15 protein-coding genes and 1 pseudogene are annotated in these 16,901 nt (G+C 43.0%); 7 read left to right on the forward strand and 9 right to left on the reverse strand.

Annotated features, from left to right (window positions below):
* Positions 1-122: 122 nt before the first annotated feature.
* Together OCV30_RS19395 and OCV30_RS19400 are read right to left on the reverse strand one after the other, a co-directional pair.
* Positions 123-1,208: pseudogene (locus OCV30_RS19395) on the reverse strand (iron-containing alcohol dehydrogenase).
* A gap of 235 nt (positions 1,209-1,443) precedes the next feature.
* A complete protein-coding gene (locus OCV30_RS19400) occupies positions 1,444-1,602 on the reverse strand; it encodes a hypothetical protein (protein ID WP_167351965.1) in 159 nt (52 codons plus the stop codon).
* Between the two features lie 54 nt (positions 1,603-1,656).
* On the opposite strand from OCV30_RS19400, the gene OCV30_RS19405 reads away from it, so the two are divergent.
* The 3 genes from OCV30_RS19405 to yddG all read left to right on the forward strand — a co-directional run bounded on the left by OCV30_RS19405 (position 1,657) and on the right by yddG (position 5,247).
* On the forward strand, positions 1,657-2,688 hold the full coding sequence (locus OCV30_RS19405) for an IS110 family RNA-guided transposase (protein WP_065680108.1): 1,032 nt from the start codon (positions 1,657-1,659) through the stop codon (positions 2,686-2,688).
* Positions 2,689-3,455: 767 nt separating this feature from the next.
* Positions 3,456-4,130, forward strand: coding sequence for a pyrimidine 5'-nucleotidase (yjjG, locus tag OCV30_RS19410; protein WP_017101728.1), 675 nt, complete (start codon positions 3,456-3,458; stop codon positions 4,128-4,130).
* A 184-nt stretch (positions 4,131-4,314) separates the two neighbouring features.
* Positions 4,315-5,247: an aromatic amino acid DMT transporter YddG gene (gene yddG, locus OCV30_RS19415; RefSeq protein WP_065679914.1), complete on the forward strand. Its 933-nt coding sequence runs from the start codon at positions 4,315-4,317 to the stop codon at positions 5,245-5,247.
* A 30-nt stretch (positions 5,248-5,277) separates the two neighbouring features.
* Here the strand turns inward: yddG and OCV30_RS19420 are convergent, their stop codons facing one another.
* Together OCV30_RS19420 and OCV30_RS19425 are read right to left on the reverse strand one after the other, a co-directional pair.
* Entirely contained in the window at positions 5,278-7,209 is a 1,932-nt protein-coding gene (locus OCV30_RS19420) for a sensor domain-containing diguanylate cyclase (protein WP_065679915.1), read from the reverse strand.
* Between the two features lie 160 nt (positions 7,210-7,369).
* Entirely contained in the window at positions 7,370-8,266 is an 897-nt protein-coding gene (locus OCV30_RS19425; RefSeq protein ID WP_065679916.1) for a cation diffusion facilitator family transporter, read from the reverse strand.
* Positions 8,267-8,627: 361 nt separating this feature from the next.
* Between OCV30_RS19425 and OCV30_RS19430 the strand changes: the two genes are divergently transcribed.
* Positions 8,628-8,978, forward strand: coding sequence for a hypothetical protein (locus OCV30_RS19430; protein WP_009845584.1), 351 nt, complete (start codon positions 8,628-8,630; stop codon positions 8,976-8,978).
* Between the two features lie 61 nt (positions 8,979-9,039).
* Here the strand turns inward: OCV30_RS19430 and OCV30_RS19435 are convergent, their stop codons facing one another.
* On the reverse strand, positions 9,040-9,918 hold the full coding sequence (locus OCV30_RS19435) for a LysR family transcriptional regulator (protein ID WP_065679917.1): 879 nt from the start codon (positions 9,916-9,918) through the stop codon (positions 9,040-9,042).
* Positions 9,919-10,079: 161 nt separating this feature from the next.
* Here OCV30_RS19435 and OCV30_RS19440 point away from each other — a divergent pair, with 161 nt between their 5' ends.
* From OCV30_RS19440 to OCV30_RS19450, 3 genes are all read left to right on the forward strand, one after another.
* Positions 10,080-10,679, forward strand: a complete 600-nt coding sequence (locus OCV30_RS19440; protein ID WP_065679918.1) for a class I SAM-dependent DNA methyltransferase — start codon at positions 10,080-10,082, stop codon at positions 10,677-10,679.
* Between the two features lie 409 nt (positions 10,680-11,088).
* A complete protein-coding gene (locus tag OCV30_RS19445) occupies positions 11,089-12,654 on the forward strand; it encodes a YjjI family glycine radical enzyme (protein ID WP_065679919.1) in 1,566 nt (521 codons plus the stop codon).
* A 49-nt stretch (positions 12,655-12,703) separates the two neighbouring features.
* Positions 12,704-13,618 (forward strand): YjjW family glycine radical enzyme activase, encoded by a 915-nt coding sequence (locus OCV30_RS19450; protein WP_065679920.1) that lies wholly within the window; start codon positions 12,704-12,706, stop codon positions 13,616-13,618.
* A 65-nt stretch (positions 13,619-13,683) separates the two neighbouring features.
* On the opposite strand, the gene OCV30_RS19455 is transcribed toward OCV30_RS19450, so the two are convergent.
* The 4 genes from OCV30_RS19455 to OCV30_RS19470 form a co-directional block, all read right to left on the reverse strand.
* Positions 13,684-14,595, reverse strand: a complete 912-nt coding sequence (locus tag OCV30_RS19455) for a LysR family transcriptional regulator (RefSeq protein WP_065679921.1) — start codon at positions 14,593-14,595, stop codon at positions 13,684-13,686.
* 53 nt (positions 14,596-14,648) lie between these two features.
* A complete protein-coding gene (locus OCV30_RS19460) occupies positions 14,649-15,908 on the reverse strand; it encodes a hydroxymethylglutaryl-CoA reductase (RefSeq protein ID WP_065679922.1) in 1,260 nt (419 codons plus the stop codon).
* A 167-nt stretch (positions 15,909-16,075) separates the two neighbouring features.
* Positions 16,076-16,396 carry a hypothetical protein gene (locus OCV30_RS19465; RefSeq protein ID WP_009845577.1) on the reverse strand — a complete coding sequence of 107 codons (321 nt, stop codon included), beginning with the start codon at positions 16,394-16,396 and terminating at the stop codon, positions 16,076-16,078.
* 121 nt (positions 16,397-16,517) lie between these two features.
* Positions 16,518-16,679 carry a hypothetical protein gene (locus OCV30_RS19470; protein WP_009845576.1) on the reverse strand — a complete coding sequence of 54 codons (162 nt, stop codon included), beginning with the start codon at positions 16,677-16,679 and terminating at the stop codon, positions 16,518-16,520.
* Positions 16,680-16,901: the final 222 nt, after the last annotated feature.

Consider the following 16,901-nt stretch of genomic DNA (forward strand, 5'->3'; position numbering starts at 1 on the left):
GGTAAAGATCTGAAAGGTATCGGACAGATAAAAAAACGGGCTCAGAAGGTGAGCCCGTTTGTGTTAGCTATTTGTTTTTAGCAAGAGCCGCGTGTTTCTAGCTCGAATAAATTGTCGCTAGATTACATTGCCGCTTCGAAGATCGCTGAGATTTCTTCGTGAGTTGCTTGTTTAGGGTTGGTGAAGCCACAAGCATCTTTAAGTGCATTATCAGACAGCGTTGGGATATCTTCTAGTTTCGCACCAAGTTGCGCGATACCAGTTGGGATGTTCACGTCATTTGCTAGTTGAACAATCGCGTTGATAGCTGCTTCTGCGCCTTGCTCTGGTGTCATACCTTCAACATTCACACCCATTGCTTTTGCAACATCACGTAGACGCTCAGGACAAACTTGCGCGTTGTAGCGTTGAACATGTGGAAGCAAGATAGCGTTACATACACCGTGTGGAAGATCGTAGAAACCACCCAGTTGGTGCGCCATTGCATGAACATAGCCAAGAGAAGCGTTGTTGAATGCCATGCCAGCCATGAACTGTGCGTAAGCCATTTGCTCGCGAGCTTCAATGTCTTCGCCGTGCGTTACTGCTGTTCTTAGGTGCGCTTGCACAAGTTCGATTGCCTTAATTGCTACTGCGTCTGTGATTGGCGTTGCTGCGATAGAAACGTAAGCTTCGATTGCGTGTGTCAACGCATCCATGCCTGTTGCTGCCGTTAGTGATGCAGGTTTAGCAAGCATCAACTCAGGATCGTTTACTGAAATAAGTGGTGTTGTGTGCTTATCAACGATAGCCATTTTAATGTGACGAGCTTCGTCAGTAATGATGCAGAAACGCGTCATTTCAGAAGCTGTACCTGCTGTTGTATTGATAGCAATTAGAGGCAACCAGAGCGATACCTTTTGCAAAATCGTGTGGAGAGCCGCCACCCAGTGAAACAACGAAATCACAATCGTTGTCAGTCAGCAACTCAAGACCATCGTTCACGTTGGTGATGGTTGGGTTTGGTTGAGTACCGTCGAATACAACTGCGTCTACGCCACGTTGGCTAAGTAGGTCTTGTACCTGTTTAACCACGCCAATTTGGTTAAGGATCTTATCCGTTACGATCAGACCTTTTTTAAAGCCTTGAGACTGAATGTTATAGCAGCATCTTTCAAACAGCCAGTACCCATGAAGTTGATTGTAGGGATGTAAAATGCAGTAGACATTGGAAAACTTCGTTAATTATGATTTTTTAATTTCCTACATGTTGTCGGCAATCAACTGGTCGACCATTGATCTGGAACAACTTTGATTCCGAACTACCACTTTGTGATTATGCGTTGTGATAGGGCTCATATAGCAATCGTTTTTATGGTTTTCTTATGTGTTTATTGTCAGTAATGGAAAGCGAACGATTGATTTAAGACTGGAATGGCGTTCCATTACCATGAAAAGTAAAGGCTATTCACTCAACGTCGGTTCAAGTTCAGTTTGTGTCGATGGTTTGCGTGAGTCATCGTTAGCTTCAATTTGAGGTTGCTGAGACTCATCGGTATCTAAGTCGTCAGAGGTGTCTTCTGGTTCTTCATCATAATACTTAACATGATGTATGGAATCCACTCCCTCTCTGCCAATCTACACTTAGCAGAGTGCAGTTATAACGAGGGTTCCAATATGTTGACTAAAAATGTTATCGCGATCGACCTAGCAAAAAATGTTCTGCAAGCCTGCCATATCAGTATTTACGGTGAGATGCTGTCCAATAAACCTTTAAGTCGACAGAAAATGAAAGAGTTTCTTGCCAAGGCTAAGCCTTCCATTGTCGCCATGGAAGGTTGTTGCGGCTGCCACTACTGGGGGCAATTAGCTGAAAAGTTTGGACACGAAGTGCGGATTATCAACCCGAAGAAAGTGAAAGGCTACCTAGAAGGACATAAAACTGATCATAATGATGCCCTTGCTATCGCTAATGCCGCTATCCAAATTGGTATCAAGTACAGCCGTCCAAAGTCATTAGAACAACAATCTATGCATTCATTAGAAACCAGCCGTAGGTTCTTATCTCGTAGTGTGGTTTCCTTAGGGCTTCACATTAGAGGGACGATTTTGGGCTACGGGATAGCAAACCCTAGAGGTGAAAAAGGTTTAAAAGCGTCGGTTCAAACAGTACTTGATGGAGAGACCTCAATACCAGCAAATGTTGTATCCGTTCTGTCCATGTTGTGGGAGCAATATAAAGAACTGAAAGCAAAACTCATCGCGTTCGAAAAAGAGAAAAATGCGTTAACCCGTCAGATAGAACCATGCCAACGATTAATGGAAATTGAAGGTGTTGGTGAAACAACAGCTGCGATGCTTTATACCACTCTGGGTGATGGAAAGCAGTTCAAGAATGGAAGGCAAGCTTCAGCGTTTGTTGGTCTTACGCCCAAACAACACAGTTCAGGTGGTAAGGTCTTTATGGTTGGGATCGATAAATGCGGTGGTGTGAAAGAGCTACGCTCCCTTCTCTATCTTGGTGCAATGTCTTACGTTGGACGACTACCAGAAAAACCGAAGACTCAAAAGGATGCTTGGTTGAGGAGTATCATAGATCGTATCGGATTCAAGAAGGCCTGCATTGCACTGGCGAACAAAGTGGTACGGACTGCATGGGCAATGTTACGGTATGAATCTGAATATAAACCTGTTTTACTCACCGATTAATCATTAATAAACTCTTAAATTTCACAAAATGATGATGCATAAAAGGTAAGACCAACCTACTGAAAACCTGGCCATTCTGTCATGCTAAGCAAGCTGCTAACTCGATAAGGACAGTAGGTGCGCAAAACATCAAAGGCTAGAAGGTAGCTCCTTCAATAAGAAGCCGAATATACGACCGCATCTTAACTTTTATTACCAAAATCACTTTGTAAATACGTGGATTCCATATAAGGAATGGGGTGAGCATGACGGATGACGGTAAGAAGTGCTTCATGGTACCTCCCGGTACTAAAATGTATTTTTAGGGCGTGTTGATTTTTCGAGCTGATTTTTGCAGCGAGTTGCCGGGCATTTATACAAGGCAGAGGCTTTGATGTGTAGCTAGCCTACATGAGAAGCCGTTAACGTAGTAGAAATGACCGGCAAACGCTGCCCGAAGGGTTCGAGCTGGGCGCCCCCGCAAAAAGCGTCTTACTCTTTGTTGAGGAAAATTTGCTTAGAATGACTAGGCTACTTCTCCCTCGCCGCGATTAAAACGCTTTTATCTCGAACAAAACTTAACCACGAAAGTTCAACACGCCCTACTATGGTATTGGTTTAATATGTGGCAAAGTTTGCGATACATCATGACTTGTTGCTTGTTTTCTATAAATTCTTAGAACTATATTCAGGCTCACAAAAATGATAGTAGAATGCACATCTGGCCTTTGAGGCAATGAGAAAATAAATACAAGCACTGCTCAACCGCGCGAATAATAGGAAATAAAATGAAGTACGATTGGATATTCTTTGATGCAGATGAAACCTTGTTCCACTTTGATGCTTTTCAAGGAATGAAGCTGATGTTCTCCCGTTTTGGCGTGGACTTTAGCGAACAGGATTATTCAGTTTATCAAGAGGTTAATTTGCCGTTATGGGTCGATTACCAAGATGGCCGTATTACGGCGGCACAACTGAAGCACGCGCGTTTTGAAAGCTGGGCAGCAAAATTAGAGACAACAACGGCAGCACTAAACAGTGCATTTTTAGCCGCAATGGCAGACATCTGTTCTCTGCTTCCTGGTGCAAAAGAGTTGATGGAGTCGTTAAAAGGCAAAGTGAACATGGGTATCATCACCAATGGTTTCACAGAGCTGCAGTCAATCCGTTTGGAACGAACAGGAATGACAGACTACTTTGATCATGTGATCATTTCTGAGGAAGTCGGTGTCGCTAAACCAGACGCGGAAATTTTTGAGCATGCGCACAAGCTGATTGGATTGCCATCAAAGCAAAGAGTATTGATGGTCGGGGACAACCCACACTCTGATATTTTAGGTGGCTTGGATTTTGGTATTGAGACCTGTTGGTTAAACAGTCAAGAAAAGGCAACACCAGCCGGCATCAACCCTCACTATCAAGTGAAGTCTTTGGCTGACCTGCAAGCACTTTTGTTGGCATAACAGCTAATTTAATTGCTAATTGCTAATTGCTTTTAGATTTTTGAGTGAATGATTGATAGCCGAGTACAGTTAAGTGCTCGGCTACTTATTTTTACTTACTGCAACTTATCGATAGTGGTGTTTAAGCCTACCTTTGCTTAAGCTCGCTTTGATTACCTAATTACAATAAAAAGAAGGAAGAGGCGTGCTGAAATCTCATCGCCATAGCTGCTACGGCATTGCTGCCATTTTACTATGGAGCTGCTTAATTGCATTGTCTCGTAGTGTGTCAGAACAACTGGGCCCAATTGGTGGCGCCGCCAGTCTTTATACAGTGAGCTCCCTGTTGTTAGTCTGTGTTATGGGGTTGCCTAAGCTGTCGCGCTTCTCTAAATCGTATTTGATGATCGGTGGTGCCTTATTCGTTTGCTACGAAATCTTCTTGGCTCTGGCTTTAGGAATGGCAAATAGCCGACATCAAGCCTTAGAAATGGCCGTTATCAACTACCTATGGCCTGCACTAACGGTGTTGTTTGCGGTGCTGTTGAGTGACAAAAAGATCAACTGGTTGGTTTATCCAAGTATCGTCTTAGCGTTTTTTGGCGTGGCTTGGAGTATCAGCGGCGATCAGGGGCTTTCTGTCGAGCAAATCGCGGCTAATATTGCGACCAACCCTAAAACTTATTCGATGGCATTCTTCGGCGCGATTATTTGGGCGGTATATTGCAATTACACCCAACGCGTTGCTAAAGGGCAGAATGCGATTGTGCTTTTCTTTATCGCTACTGCGATCACTCTGTGGATCAAATACGCATTGAGTGATGAAACCGGCATGGTGATGACTTCAAGTGCTGCGATTGACTTAGTGCTTGCTGGGGCTTGTATGGGCGCTGGTTACGCGCTTTGGAACACGGCGATTCTAGGTGGCAACATGGTGTTTTTGGCAACCATGTCTTACTTTACGCCAATCTTCGCGACGTTACTTTCCTCGATGATTTTGGGCTTGTCATTGACCATGACGTTTTGGCAGGGCGTATGTATGGTAACTGTTGGTTCACTGGCTTGCTGGTGGGTAACCAGAGACAAAAAGCCGACGGTTAAGGCGTCGGCTTCTAAAAATGTTCATTCTCAGTCTTAATTTGCGCTTATATATCAGTGCGAGGATTTCCTAGTCTTCAATCAATATTCCATTTCTTCCTTGGTCTTTTACTTTGTAGAGTGTTTTATCTGTTTTTTGGATCAGCTCTTCATTGGTTAGATTTAAAATATCAAAGTGTGTGAATATCGCTCCGCCAACCGAAAGAGTTAAGCGATCACTGCATTTAGACTTCTTGTGGCTGATATTTAAATCATGCACACCGGATAAGAGCTGAGAAGTTTTTGCTAGCAACGCGTTTTTTGTTTCACCCGTACATAAAACTAAAAATTCATCACCGCCAAATCGGAATACCTTAAAAGATTCTGCTGAAAAATGATGTTTAAGCTGTTTTGATATGGTAACCAAAACCTCATCCCCTTTCACATGACCGTAGCAATCATTGAATTGTTTATAGTAGTCAATATCAATTAATAGTAACGCGTAGGGTTGTTCTATTTCTACAGTATCACGCCACTGTGTGATGGATTCTGCCAAGGTTAAACGGTTAAATAATTGACTGAGTGGATCTAAATTCATCAGTGTTTTGAGCGTCATTTTTTGTTCTTCAAGTTGTTTCTTTTGCTGCTTATTCTGAAGATCAATGGATAAATAAGAACCCAAATGTTTCATTAAAGATAAGTGATGTTCTTGGTATGCGTTGGGCTCAATGGATTGGATGGTAAGAACACCAAGGCGCTTACCCTCAAGAATGAGCGGCAGCATGATAACAGACGAGTAGTCTTCTTTAGTTACACCAGTTAAAGCGTGCTCACCGAGTGGTTTATTTAATAGTTTGTTCAGTGCTGCTTTTGTAAATGCACCATGACAGAAAGGTATTCTGTTATTAATGCAATATGCACTTAATGTCGCTTGTTTTGTACAGTCGACAGTGAAAGGTTCGAGTGTAACACCCAGGTCTAAATAAATTTCATAGGTCAGTTGTTGTGTATCTTCGTTATACAAAGCTAGCCCAAGAGACTCAACTGGCATCACCTTTTTCAGATCTTCGTGAAGGCGTTGCATCATATCGGTGAGGTTTGAATGTGAACTTAAATACTCACCAAATGAAGTAATTAAATCTAAATCTGTTGTGAAAGAGTGTGCTTTCTCTAATGCGGGGCGTTCTGAGTACAGTTGATACAATTGAAAAACGGCTTCGTTATTACTCTCGGAAAGGTTCTGGAATGCTATTGACTGAAGTTCAAAGGCCTTCTCAACTATCTTAGATTGTTGGGCTTCCGTTGCTTCTTGGCGACTAAAATTAAATAGTGATGAGGCGAGTTTTTGTAGTGATGTAGCGCTGCCATATTTGTTTCCTAAAGATATAGCACGGCTTAAATATGGCTCAAGGATATCGTTTCTTTCATGCTCTATTGCACATGAACAGTAATTTTTTAAAGTTTCGATTAAGTAAAAATTGTCGCCCAGTAATTCACAGATTTCAATTGCAGTCTTAAAAGAAGAGAGTGCTTCATCAATCTGGTTGATAGATTGAAGGTGTTCTGCATAGCAACTGTGGTAAAAGTAAGTACCAATAAGACTAGGGTGTTTATTGAGTAGTTCTCGACATAAAGTGAATTTTCTTTCGGCCTCGGCTTTATTACCTAGCGTTGAATCAATGATAGCAAGGTTACTTAATATTGATCTCGATGAAGCTTGAAGAGAATTTTTTTCTATTTCCCATGCGAGGTTGCAATAGTACTGAGCTTTTGAATAATCTTGGGTTTCTAAAAAAATGTAACCTAAATTATTATATATTCGAGTTAGGAGGCGTTCATTGTTAACGGCTTTTGATGCACTTGCTTTAGTTAGAGAAATAATGGCTTTTGAATAACAGCCTAATCGTATGAGAGCAACGCCAATAGAGTATTCTATGCAGAATTTAATGTCGTGAATATTGGATATTTCACTTCGATGTAGTGCTTCAGTTAGATGTTCAAAGGCTTGATGTACTTGCCCCAATTTTAATAACCGTGATCCTGTACAAAAATAATCAACGGCGCTTGGGATTGGTAGGTCATTTTCAGAGGCAAACTCTCTTATTGTACGAAGGGGCGAACAAATTTGAAAGTAAAACTTATAATATAAAAGTGATGTATAAAGGTTACTAGGGACCAGACCATTAAGCCGTAATATTTAAATTCAATTGAAGCTCATAAGGCATTTTAGATAAGCGTCGCTTTAATTGATGGCGTGTTCGTTCAATATCATCAACCGTAATCGCATCTTGGTCGTTAGTATGAATATCAACATTGACTCTTAGTTCCGGGCCAACCTTAGTCACACCCATTAGCTCCAAATCTTGCTCCGCATCTTTGTCCACAGCGACAACATTCTTATCTACCGCGTCAAAAATATCTTTGGTTGCCGACATCATTAGCAGTTCGCGCATTGCTTCACGTAGCATGTCGAACGGCACTTTGATGAAGTAGAAAGACATCAGTAACATCATCATTGGGTCGGCATATACCGCGTATTCAGCAAACGGAGAGTAAGCCACCAACCAAGCAACAACGAAACCTGCCGTAACTGCCACACTCAAAAGCGTATCCATTTGCCACTGTTTAGACTCAGCTTGAATCAAACCTGAAGAAATACGTTTGCTCTTGTTAGCGATGTACCACCAAGCGTAACCACAACCCAATACGTTGAAAATACCAAACAGGGTTGCGATAGAAGCATCGACTTCACGACCCCCTGTCATCAGAGCACCAATCGCAGAGTAAAGCGAATAACCGACCACAAGCAGAATCACAATCGCTTTAATCGCGATTACGATTGGCTCAATGATGGCTCGACCGAACGGGAACTCCCTGTCCGATGGGCGATTAATGTAGTTAGAGGCAGCTAGTGACAATAAAGTTAACAGTAAACTGATAAGAGAATAGACACCGTCAAATACTATGACTAGAGAGCCAACGAGAAGACCCAACACCAATCCGCCAATTGCGAAGCCTGATGCTAAAAGGGCTGAGAACAATAGTACTCGATTTTCGTTTTGGCTTTTCCTGTCACACATAATATTTTCCAGATGTTTTTGATAACTTCATTGTTCTAATATTGAGCTAGCTTTACAAACTTTATCTGATGACGTTTATATGTCGGTAACTCGTTTTATATTCAAGTTATTATAATTCAATGGCTTAACGATAAATTTGGGTGTCAGTAAAGTTGACGATGACTGTTTTTCGGGAAATGTGAAACTGGCGTTAAATGGTTTATGATTAGTAAAACACATAGGTTGTGAAGGTCTCATAGCCTAGCTGTGTAAAGGATTAGGCTGTTAAGGTTACAGAAATCGCACTGAAACCTTATACCTTAAACTTCGGTTTGAACCTTGGACGTAGAGCTGAGTTGAACTTGAAAAGGAATGGATGAAGATGAAATTTGATGATCTCAACGATAGTGAGTTGTGGGCGATTGCTAACCCGATCATGGACAATTTGATGGACGGCTCGACCAAGGTTGACCATGCTCAGCACTGCCGAGATTTTACGCAGCGCATGAAGGATATTGTGACGCCGGAGTATCTGGAAAAGGTGTGTCATCATTATCAGCACAGTAATGGCTTTTTTGCTGAACGTGAACCTGTGGCGCTATTCAGACGCTCCGATTCTATCGCTTTTGTTTGGAAGCAAGCGTATACCATTGCGAAAGGCGAGTTTGTGGCTGAAATGGTACTGGTTGAAGAAGACGGACGTTATTTAGTGGATCACGTGATGGTCTTCTAAAGAGAGGGCTTTTTATTTGCTAGATGACTTTAAGTGTCGAGATAGAACATTATCTGACACTTTAGAAATCAAACAAGTAATCGCTGATCTGATCCGCTAACCAATTCATTCCTGGGTGTTCCGCCATACCTGCCGCGGTAAACATACAGTAGTCTTCTTGAGTCAGGCCATAAGTGTGCTTGATCACCGCCAATTCTTGTTCGCGCAATAAATGGCGTATCAATGGCTCAGGCATTACGCCCCATGCATCTTCTCGTAGAATCGTATCCAACATAAAGTCGAAGCTAGAGAAGCCGATGTATCGGCGTGAGAAGGGCTCAAGCTCAGGGTTATCTTTTTCATTGAGATAAACCATGGTCGCTTGCATCGAATTTCTTAGTACTTCATCCGACACTCTTCGCATCGCACTCAAATCATGCCCTTTCTTACATACCGACATCATTCGGATCTTGCCGAGTGGGTTATAGATAATTCTTGGGTCGTCGACACGCTCGTAATCGACACCAAACGCAAAATCAACTTGCTGAGTTTCGACAAGATTAGCCAAGTCGCCACTAGACGCGAGAACGAAGTTGAAAGAAGTGGAAGGGTATTGGTTGTTTAGGGCGTGCGATAAACTTTGCCACATTTCATCGGGAAGGGAATCGTCGCGTGCGATCCAAATCTCGGCGTTGAATTCACCCGAAACATGTAAGCAGGTTTGCTTAATGCGTGCTGCCGTTACCAACATGCCTTCACAATCTTTATAGATGGCCTTACCGGCCTCTGACAGTTCGACATGGTTACCGCTGCGAACAAACAGTTCGACATCTAACTCTTTTTCCAAGGCTTTGATCGACATGCTCAGTTTGGTTCGGTTGCATTCTAGCTGTCGAGCAGCTTCAGAGACGGATCCTAAATCAGCAACAGAACAAAAGGCTTGGACTTGAGAAAGGTTCATTTCATTTCCATATTGAGCGGGTGGCGGTGCATATTATCTGAATATTGTGCTGACTATCTTAGAAATAGTCCATCTTTGCATGATAACTCTATGACGAATTGACTAATTTGGTTTATTCTGGGGGCGTTCCGAACCTACAAGAAGTAAAGATGGAGGCCATGATGGCGAAACAATGGGACGAGTACGCACCTGATTGGGATAACGATCCCGCTACTGCTGTATTCGCACAGTCCGCATTTGACCAGTTAACACAGCTCGTTGATTTGAACGGAACCCGTGTCCTTGATTTTGGTTGTGGTACAGGATTACTCAGCCAGAAAATATCTCCTTTTGCAAAAGAGATCATCGCTCTCGATATCTCAGAAGGGATGATTGAAGAGTTAGATAAAAAAGAGCTGTCTAATGTAGAGCCTGTCGTTGATATCTTATCGCGCGGACTTGCAGCCCAACACCCAGCATTCAGAAATCAGTTTGACTTAGTGGTAGCCTCTTCGGTATGTGGCTTTATTCCGAACCTACAAGATACAGTCAGCCTTATTTATACTCTGTTAGAAAACGATGGGGTTTTTGTACACTGGGATTGGTACTTAGAAAACGACAGCGAAGATTTTGGGGTCAGCGAACAGCGTTCCCAGAATGTATTGAGCGCAGCAGGTTTTTCGATTGTTGAAGTCTCAACACCGTTTTCAATCAACACCCCACAAGGTACTTTGAAGGTACTGATGGGTGTAGGCCGTAAACAAGTGGTTCCTCATCTATAGGTCACTTGTCTGTAGTTGACGTATCTGGAGTTGACGTATAGATAACTCCAGATAACCGCACTCACGCTTAATTGACTAAACCCACATCAACGATCTTTGGATCCGTTATGTGGGTTTTCTATTTATACGCACTTGCGTTTTAAACTAAACGGTTCAATTAAGCGGCCTAATCTCTTCTGCTCATTCTTTCCCTTCCCCAACGACAATCATCGATAAACAACCATCGTTAATTGGCAAATGGCCAATTTAAAAACTGTCTATTCACAAAATTTACAAGCTATCTATTCATAAATTACTAAGTTACAAATGGTGTTTTCCATTTTGGAAATGTAGGCTTGCATACATTTCATTAGTGGAAATGTAAGTGTGAGACATAAAATAAGCCCATAAGAATATTAAGGGTTTAATCATGAGCCACCAATCTGCGTCATCTACTTCTTCAACATTTTCAGAACAACAACAACGCTTTAGCAATATCATTTCAGATGCCAACCTGTCCCCAAAACAGAAGTCGAGCTATCTTGCCTTAGAAGCTGAAGCCAGTCTGCCGTATATGCCGGTAAGCAATGAAGTAGAGCAAGCCTTACAACAAGGTGTGCTGTGTGACATGTTTGAAGGTCACGCCCCATTTAAGCCGCGCTATGTGCTTCCTGATTATTCTAAATACTTACATCAAGGCTCCAAGTATTTAGAGCTTAGCGCGGCTACTAATTTCGACGAAGCATTGAACATGCTCACCATCCTTTATCATCACGTTCCATCAGTGACTTCAATTCCGGTTTACTTAGGCCAGTTGGACGATGTGTTGATGCCTTTTGTTGGCGGTTTGACGGATGAGCAGGTATACCAAAAGCTGAAGCTGTTCTGGATCATGCTGGATCGCACGCTGCCAGATGCCTTCATGCACGTTAATATTGGCCCTAGTGACAACATTGTATGTCGCACTATTTTACGTGTGGATGCTGAACTCAAGCAGATCGCACCTAACTTAACCTTTATGTACGACCCTGCAGTCACATCTGATGACCTGCTTCGTCATGCTGCGAGCAATATCTGTGAATGCAGCAAGCCGCACATTGCCAATTATCCTGCACACGCCGCTGCGTACGGAGATAAGCGTTTTGGCATCGTGAGTTGCTACAACTCTTTGCCTCTGGCGGGTGGTTCAAACACGCTAGTACGTATGAACCTCAAGCAAGTGGCTCTGAAATCTGAAGACAGCGTAGACTTCTTACAGCAAGTACTACCTAACTACAGCAGCATCATGATCGAATTGATGAATGCACGTAGTCGCTTCTTACATGAAGAGTCTAACTTCTTCGAAGGCTTCTTAACCAAAGAAGGCTTAATTGAAGAAGATCGCTTTGCGCCAATGTTTGGTATTTATGGCATGGCTGAGGCGGTTAACATCTTAATGGAAAAAGAAGGCAAAGCAGGGCGCTATGGTCACGATGAACAAGCAAATCAGTTAGGCCATCGTATTTCTGAAAAGCTGGCTGAGATTGTTGAAAACTCGGAAGTGAAATATGGGCTGGAAGGTAAGGCTCTGTTACACGCTCAAGGTGGTATCAGCCTCGATGAAGATGTGACGCCGGGTGTACGCATCCCTTATGGAACAGAACCGGATCCAGTGTCTTACGTACGTGCGACGGCTGGTCACCACAAGTTCTACACGTCGGGCATCAGCGACATTCTAACGATTGACGAAACGGTGAAGTCCAACCCAGAAGCGATGTTCAACCTGTGTAAAGGGGCGATTCAAGCGGGTTACCGTGAGTTCACCGCTAACGTAGCATCGAACGATTTGGTTCGTGTGACAGGTTATATGATTAAGCTGTCTGACATTGCCAAATATGACGAGCAAGGTTCACGCACCAATACCACTTTCCTTGGTGCTGAAGCTGCAAAAAATACGGGCATACTAGAGCGTAAACCACGCGTAGCGAGCTTAGAGATGTCGCCGACATACGAATAGCTTTAACGTACGCATGTTATGTGTTTCTCGAATACGAACAATGTGAATTATGAAAATTTCTGATCTAACAACTCAAATGGCTAGGGTTAAAAATAATAAGACAGAAAAACAAGCGAAGGTCAGCCGTGTGCTGACCTTTTCTTGTGTTGATGGACCAGGAAATCGCTTGGTGCTGTTCCTACAGGGGTGTAATTTCTATTGCATCACTTGTCATAATCCACACACCATCAACCACTGTAACCATTGTGGAGACTGCGTGAGTGGCTGCCCGAGCAGTGCTCTGAGTCTTATTGAAGGCAAAGTGAAGTGGGATCCGTTAGCGTGTACCAACTGCGATCAGTGCGTCGATATCTGTGATCATAAGTCTAGCCCCAAAATCACCACGATGACGGTATCAGATGTGCTTGAACTGGTTAGGCACAATCAATTCTTCCTGAGCGGTATTACCGTTTCGGGTGGCGAGGCGACCATGCAATTGCCGTTTATCGTCGAGCTATTTCAGGCGATCAAAAGCGATCCGCAATTGGCACACTTAACGTGTTTTATTGATAGTAATGGCTCGTTGACACAGCAAGGTTGGGATAAGGTATTACCTTACCTTGATGGTGCGATGATCGACCTAAAATCATGGCAATCTGAAACGTATCAATGGTTAGTGGGTAGAGGGAACCATCGAGTGTTTGAAACCATTAACTACTTAGCTGATAAAGGCAAATTACATGAAGTTCGGTTACTGCATATTCCTAATAAAAGTGACCTAGATATCGAGGTAGAGCAGGTCGGGTATTACTTGAAGGGTTTGCCAAGTGATGTTCGAATTCGGTTAAATGCGTTCCAACATCATGGGGTAATTGGCGAAGCTTTAGAGTGGCCTAAATGCACCGAACAACAAATGCAGAGCTTTCACGATAAGCTCTACTCAATTGTTCAAAGAGCAATGCAAACCCCTGAGGTATATACTTAGTCTCTTATCAAATTTCAGTCTTTATAAAACCAGTCTAGTTAGTTCAATCTGCTTCTAACAAAGGTCTAGGCTTCTAAAAACAAGTCACACAACCATTTGATCGCCTGATCATTCATGTTTGGCTTGTTCCATACCAAACTATACGCTACTTTTCCGTAATTAAAAGGAAGCGGTTTACTTACCAAGCCTTGTGCTTGTTTGGCATGCTCAGCCCATTGTTTTGAGCAAGTGAACAAGAAAGGTGTGTGGTGACATAGCACCGCAGCCGCGCCAAAGTCCGCTACCGATATCGCCATATCTCTAGGCTTATGACATTGCACTAAGTTTTGCTCAAAGTAAGGCTTAGACAGTTCGTTATCTAAGATTCCAATGTGTTTGTAATCTAAATAGCCTTCAACCGTTAGTTCTTGCTGAGCGAGAGGGTGGTGTGCACCCATCAAACAAACCATTTCATCAGGAAGAATCGTTTCCCACACCAGCTCTTTATTATCCGTTGGGGGTTGAGAGATATCGTGTGGCAACAGGATCAAGTTGACCTTACCACTGAGCAAAGCATCGAATCCAAGTTCTTGTTTCGAATAGATATTAAGTTTGGCGCTTGGTGCAAGTTCCGTGGTGATTTTGCTGATCTTCGAGGCAAACACTTCGAAGGTACTTTCACGCATCGAAAGTGAAAAGCTGCCTTGATACTCCTGAGGAGTAAAACTCTTTTGGTGAAGTAACCCGTTCATGCTGGAAAGAATCGCGTGAACAGTGGGCGCTATTTTCAGGGCAAAGGGAGTCGGGATCAGCTTGGTGCCGTCTCGATAGAAAAGTTCGTCATTAAGGATGTCACGCAGCTGAGACAATGTCTTACTCACACTCGAAGGGCTGACAAAGAGTTGCTCTGACGTTTGAGTGACGCTGTGGGTGTTCAGCATAATATGAAGCGCAGTGAGGTGTTTAAGGCTCACTCGCGATAAATGTAAGTAATCCATACACAACTCACTCAATGCGTGACAACGGTCGGTTTAAGGTTTTATAACAGAAACTAGCGCGCTAACTTGTGATGAGCGCGCGAAAAGTGACCCGCACAGAATGCGCCTACAATCGATAGCTCACCCGCCAAACATAAAGCCGCACAAACCTCAGCTAAGGCTTGTGATTTACCGTTGCCGTGTAGCCCTAGTAAATCGAGACACGCTTTTTGGCTTGGTAGGCCAGTACCGCCACCGACTGTTCCTAACATCAAGTTAGGCAGCGTTACACTCGCGTACAAACCACCTTCTTTGTTGAGCTCCATACGAGTCATACCAATCGCAGACTCAGCAACACACGCCGCGTCTTGACCGCAAGCAATGTAGAGTGCAGCAAGTGCATTGGCATAATGAGCATTGATACCAATCGTACCGCTTAGAGCACCACCGACTGTGGTCATTTGTCCGAACTGCACCATCTTCTCTGGTGTGGTGTGGAGGTACTTAGCGACAAGTTCAGCAGAGATATTGACCTCGGCTGTGACTTTTTTACCACGAACGCTGCGCAAGGTTTGTGTATTGGCTTTCTTATCGCCTGATAAGTTGCCATCAAGGAAAGCATGATCGGGCTTAACCGGCGTATTTTCTATGATGTACTCAAATACAGCGTTGGTCGCGATAGTTACCATATTCTGACCAGAAGCGTCTCCGGTTAGAAATTCAAACACCAAGTAAACATGGTTACCTTCGATGTTGATATTGATGTCGGTAAGTTTGCCGTGCGACGTTGTTGATTCAGCTAAGGTTTTAAATTGGTCATACTGGGTCACTGCCCATGCCACAAACTGTCCTGCTTCAACTAATCCTTGGAATGCGAAACCAGGAGTGCGTGTTACGCCTTCATTGAGCAACATTGCACTTGCACCACCACAAGCTGTGATCAGCTTTGAACCACGGTTATACGACGCGACAAGCGCCGCTTCAGTGGTTGCAAGTGGGACTAGGTAGTCGCCATTAGCAAACAGGCCATTGACTCTTAAAGGGCCAGATATACCAACAGGGACTTTTACCGTGCCAATAAAGTGCTCTATGTTTTTCTCATAAGCCTGAATCTGGCTTTGAGTATGAGGGTCGAGCAGTTCTTGCTGCGAGTCTGCATTATCGAGAGCCGCCCAGCGACGTGTAAGGTTTTTTTCAGTCAGGTAAGGGCTTGGAGTCAGTTTATTCACTGGCTTATCAAAATGAGGCTGGAGCTTCTTTTCTAATTCGTCTGCGGAGATGTCGCCTCCTAAAATAGAAACATAGTCACGGCGATGCAGATTTAGTTTTGGCATAAATAGTATGAAGTAAAGTTTGTGCAGCAAAATTGATTTGCGCTGATTCTACCGAGTAATAAACCAGAAACAAGTGCCTGATATAATGAGTTACAGTTTGTATGGATTTAGAGCCATTTGTTAGTCAAAAAGAGGGTAACCATCAAATCGATAAATAGTAGCTCGAATCAGATATGGATATCGAGAAGGCTACCAATGGCTTCGTTTTGACGATCAACCACACTCGCACCAACACGGTTGTAATTTGCGCTCTGTGTCAGCTTTAATAACGCTTCAGTAGAGGAAGAAGCTGGTTCAGGCTCTTTCTCTTTAAACGAAATGGGTTGTTCAGGTTCTATTTGATTGAAGCTCAAATCGCTAGTTTGGAAAGTGTCGTTGGTTTTTGGAGAGTGTTTGGAGTTTTGGTTAAGCTCGATAGCGGCTTCTTCAGCCATGTTGGTTGACTGCTGAATGATGGCGTAACCAGATTGAATACCAGATATCGACATAGCAGAACCTTTTATTGACGTATGAAATGAGTCTAGGCGGACGATATTTTGAGTGCAATGGAGAACGGCTACAAATTACTAAGATCAGGTGGATTTAAGCTAAAATAGTGACATTAGTCTATTAATTGAACAACTCATTCAGTACGTTTAACTCTTCATCTGTCAAAAGAGAAGGTTGATCTGTTTCAAGGTTTTCGTCTATTTCACCTTGAAGTGCTTTCAATTGCTGCGGGTTAAGGAGCTGTATTTTCTGCTTAAATGCTTCAAATTGCTGTGTATTCATAATGAGACCTTAGTTCAAATCCATATGCTCAATAGAGCATAGCTTACTGATTCAATAAATCAAACAAGATTAAGTGAATATTAAATGAAGTTTGAAGTTTCCTAAAACTAAGACAACTATAGATCCCTTTGATTGTTTTTTGTCCGAGGAATGTTAGGCAAAGTTATGGATGAGTCAATCAAAGTCAGCAAGTTTACATGCGTGTAAGATTTGAACGGCCCT

Source organism: Vibrio atlanticus (genome assembly GCF_024347315.1).
In the GTDB taxonomy this organism is placed as follows: domain Bacteria; phylum Pseudomonadota; class Gammaproteobacteria; order Enterobacterales; family Vibrionaceae; genus Vibrio; species Vibrio atlanticus.

Bases quoted from the DNA above. Each gene is read 5' to 3' on its own strand.
- OCV30_RS19405 (WP_065680108.1), top strand. From the start codon at position 1,657: ATGTTGACTAAAAATGTTATCGCGATCGACCTAGCAAAAAATGTTCTG.
- yjjG (WP_017101728.1), top strand. From the start codon at position 3,456: ATGAAGTACGATTGGATATTCTTTGATGCAGATGAAACCTTGTTCCAC.
- OCV30_RS19425 (WP_065679916.1), bottom strand. From the start codon at position 8,266: ATGTGTGACAGGAAAAGCCAAAACGAAAATCGAGTACTATTGTTCTCA.
- OCV30_RS19430 (WP_009845584.1), top strand. From the start codon at position 8,628: ATGAAATTTGATGATCTCAACGATAGTGAGTTGTGGGCGATTGCTAAC.
- OCV30_RS19435 (WP_065679917.1), bottom strand. From the start codon at position 9,918: ATGAACCTTTCTCAAGTCCAAGCCTTTTGTTCTGTTGCTGATTTAGGA.
- OCV30_RS19440 (WP_065679918.1), top strand. From the start codon at position 10,080: ATGGCGAAACAATGGGACGAGTACGCACCTGATTGGGATAACGATCCC.
- OCV30_RS19445 (WP_065679919.1), top strand. From the start codon at position 11,089: ATGAGCCACCAATCTGCGTCATCTACTTCTTCAACATTTTCAGAACAA.
- OCV30_RS19450 (WP_065679920.1), top strand. From the start codon at position 12,704: ATGAAAATTTCTGATCTAACAACTCAAATGGCTAGGGTTAAAAATAAT.
- OCV30_RS19455 (WP_065679921.1), bottom strand. From the start codon at position 14,595: ATGGATTACTTACATTTATCGCGAGTGAGCCTTAAACACCTCACTGCG.
- OCV30_RS19460 (WP_065679922.1), bottom strand. From the start codon at position 15,908: ATGCCAAAACTAAATCTGCATCGCCGTGACTATGTTTCTATTTTAGGA.
- OCV30_RS19465 (WP_009845577.1), bottom strand. From the start codon at position 16,396: ATGTCGATATCTGGTATTCAATCTGGTTACGCCATCATTCAGCAGTCA.
- OCV30_RS19470 (WP_009845576.1), bottom strand. From the start codon at position 16,679: ATGAATACACAGCAATTTGAAGCATTTAAGCAGAAAATACAGCTCCTT.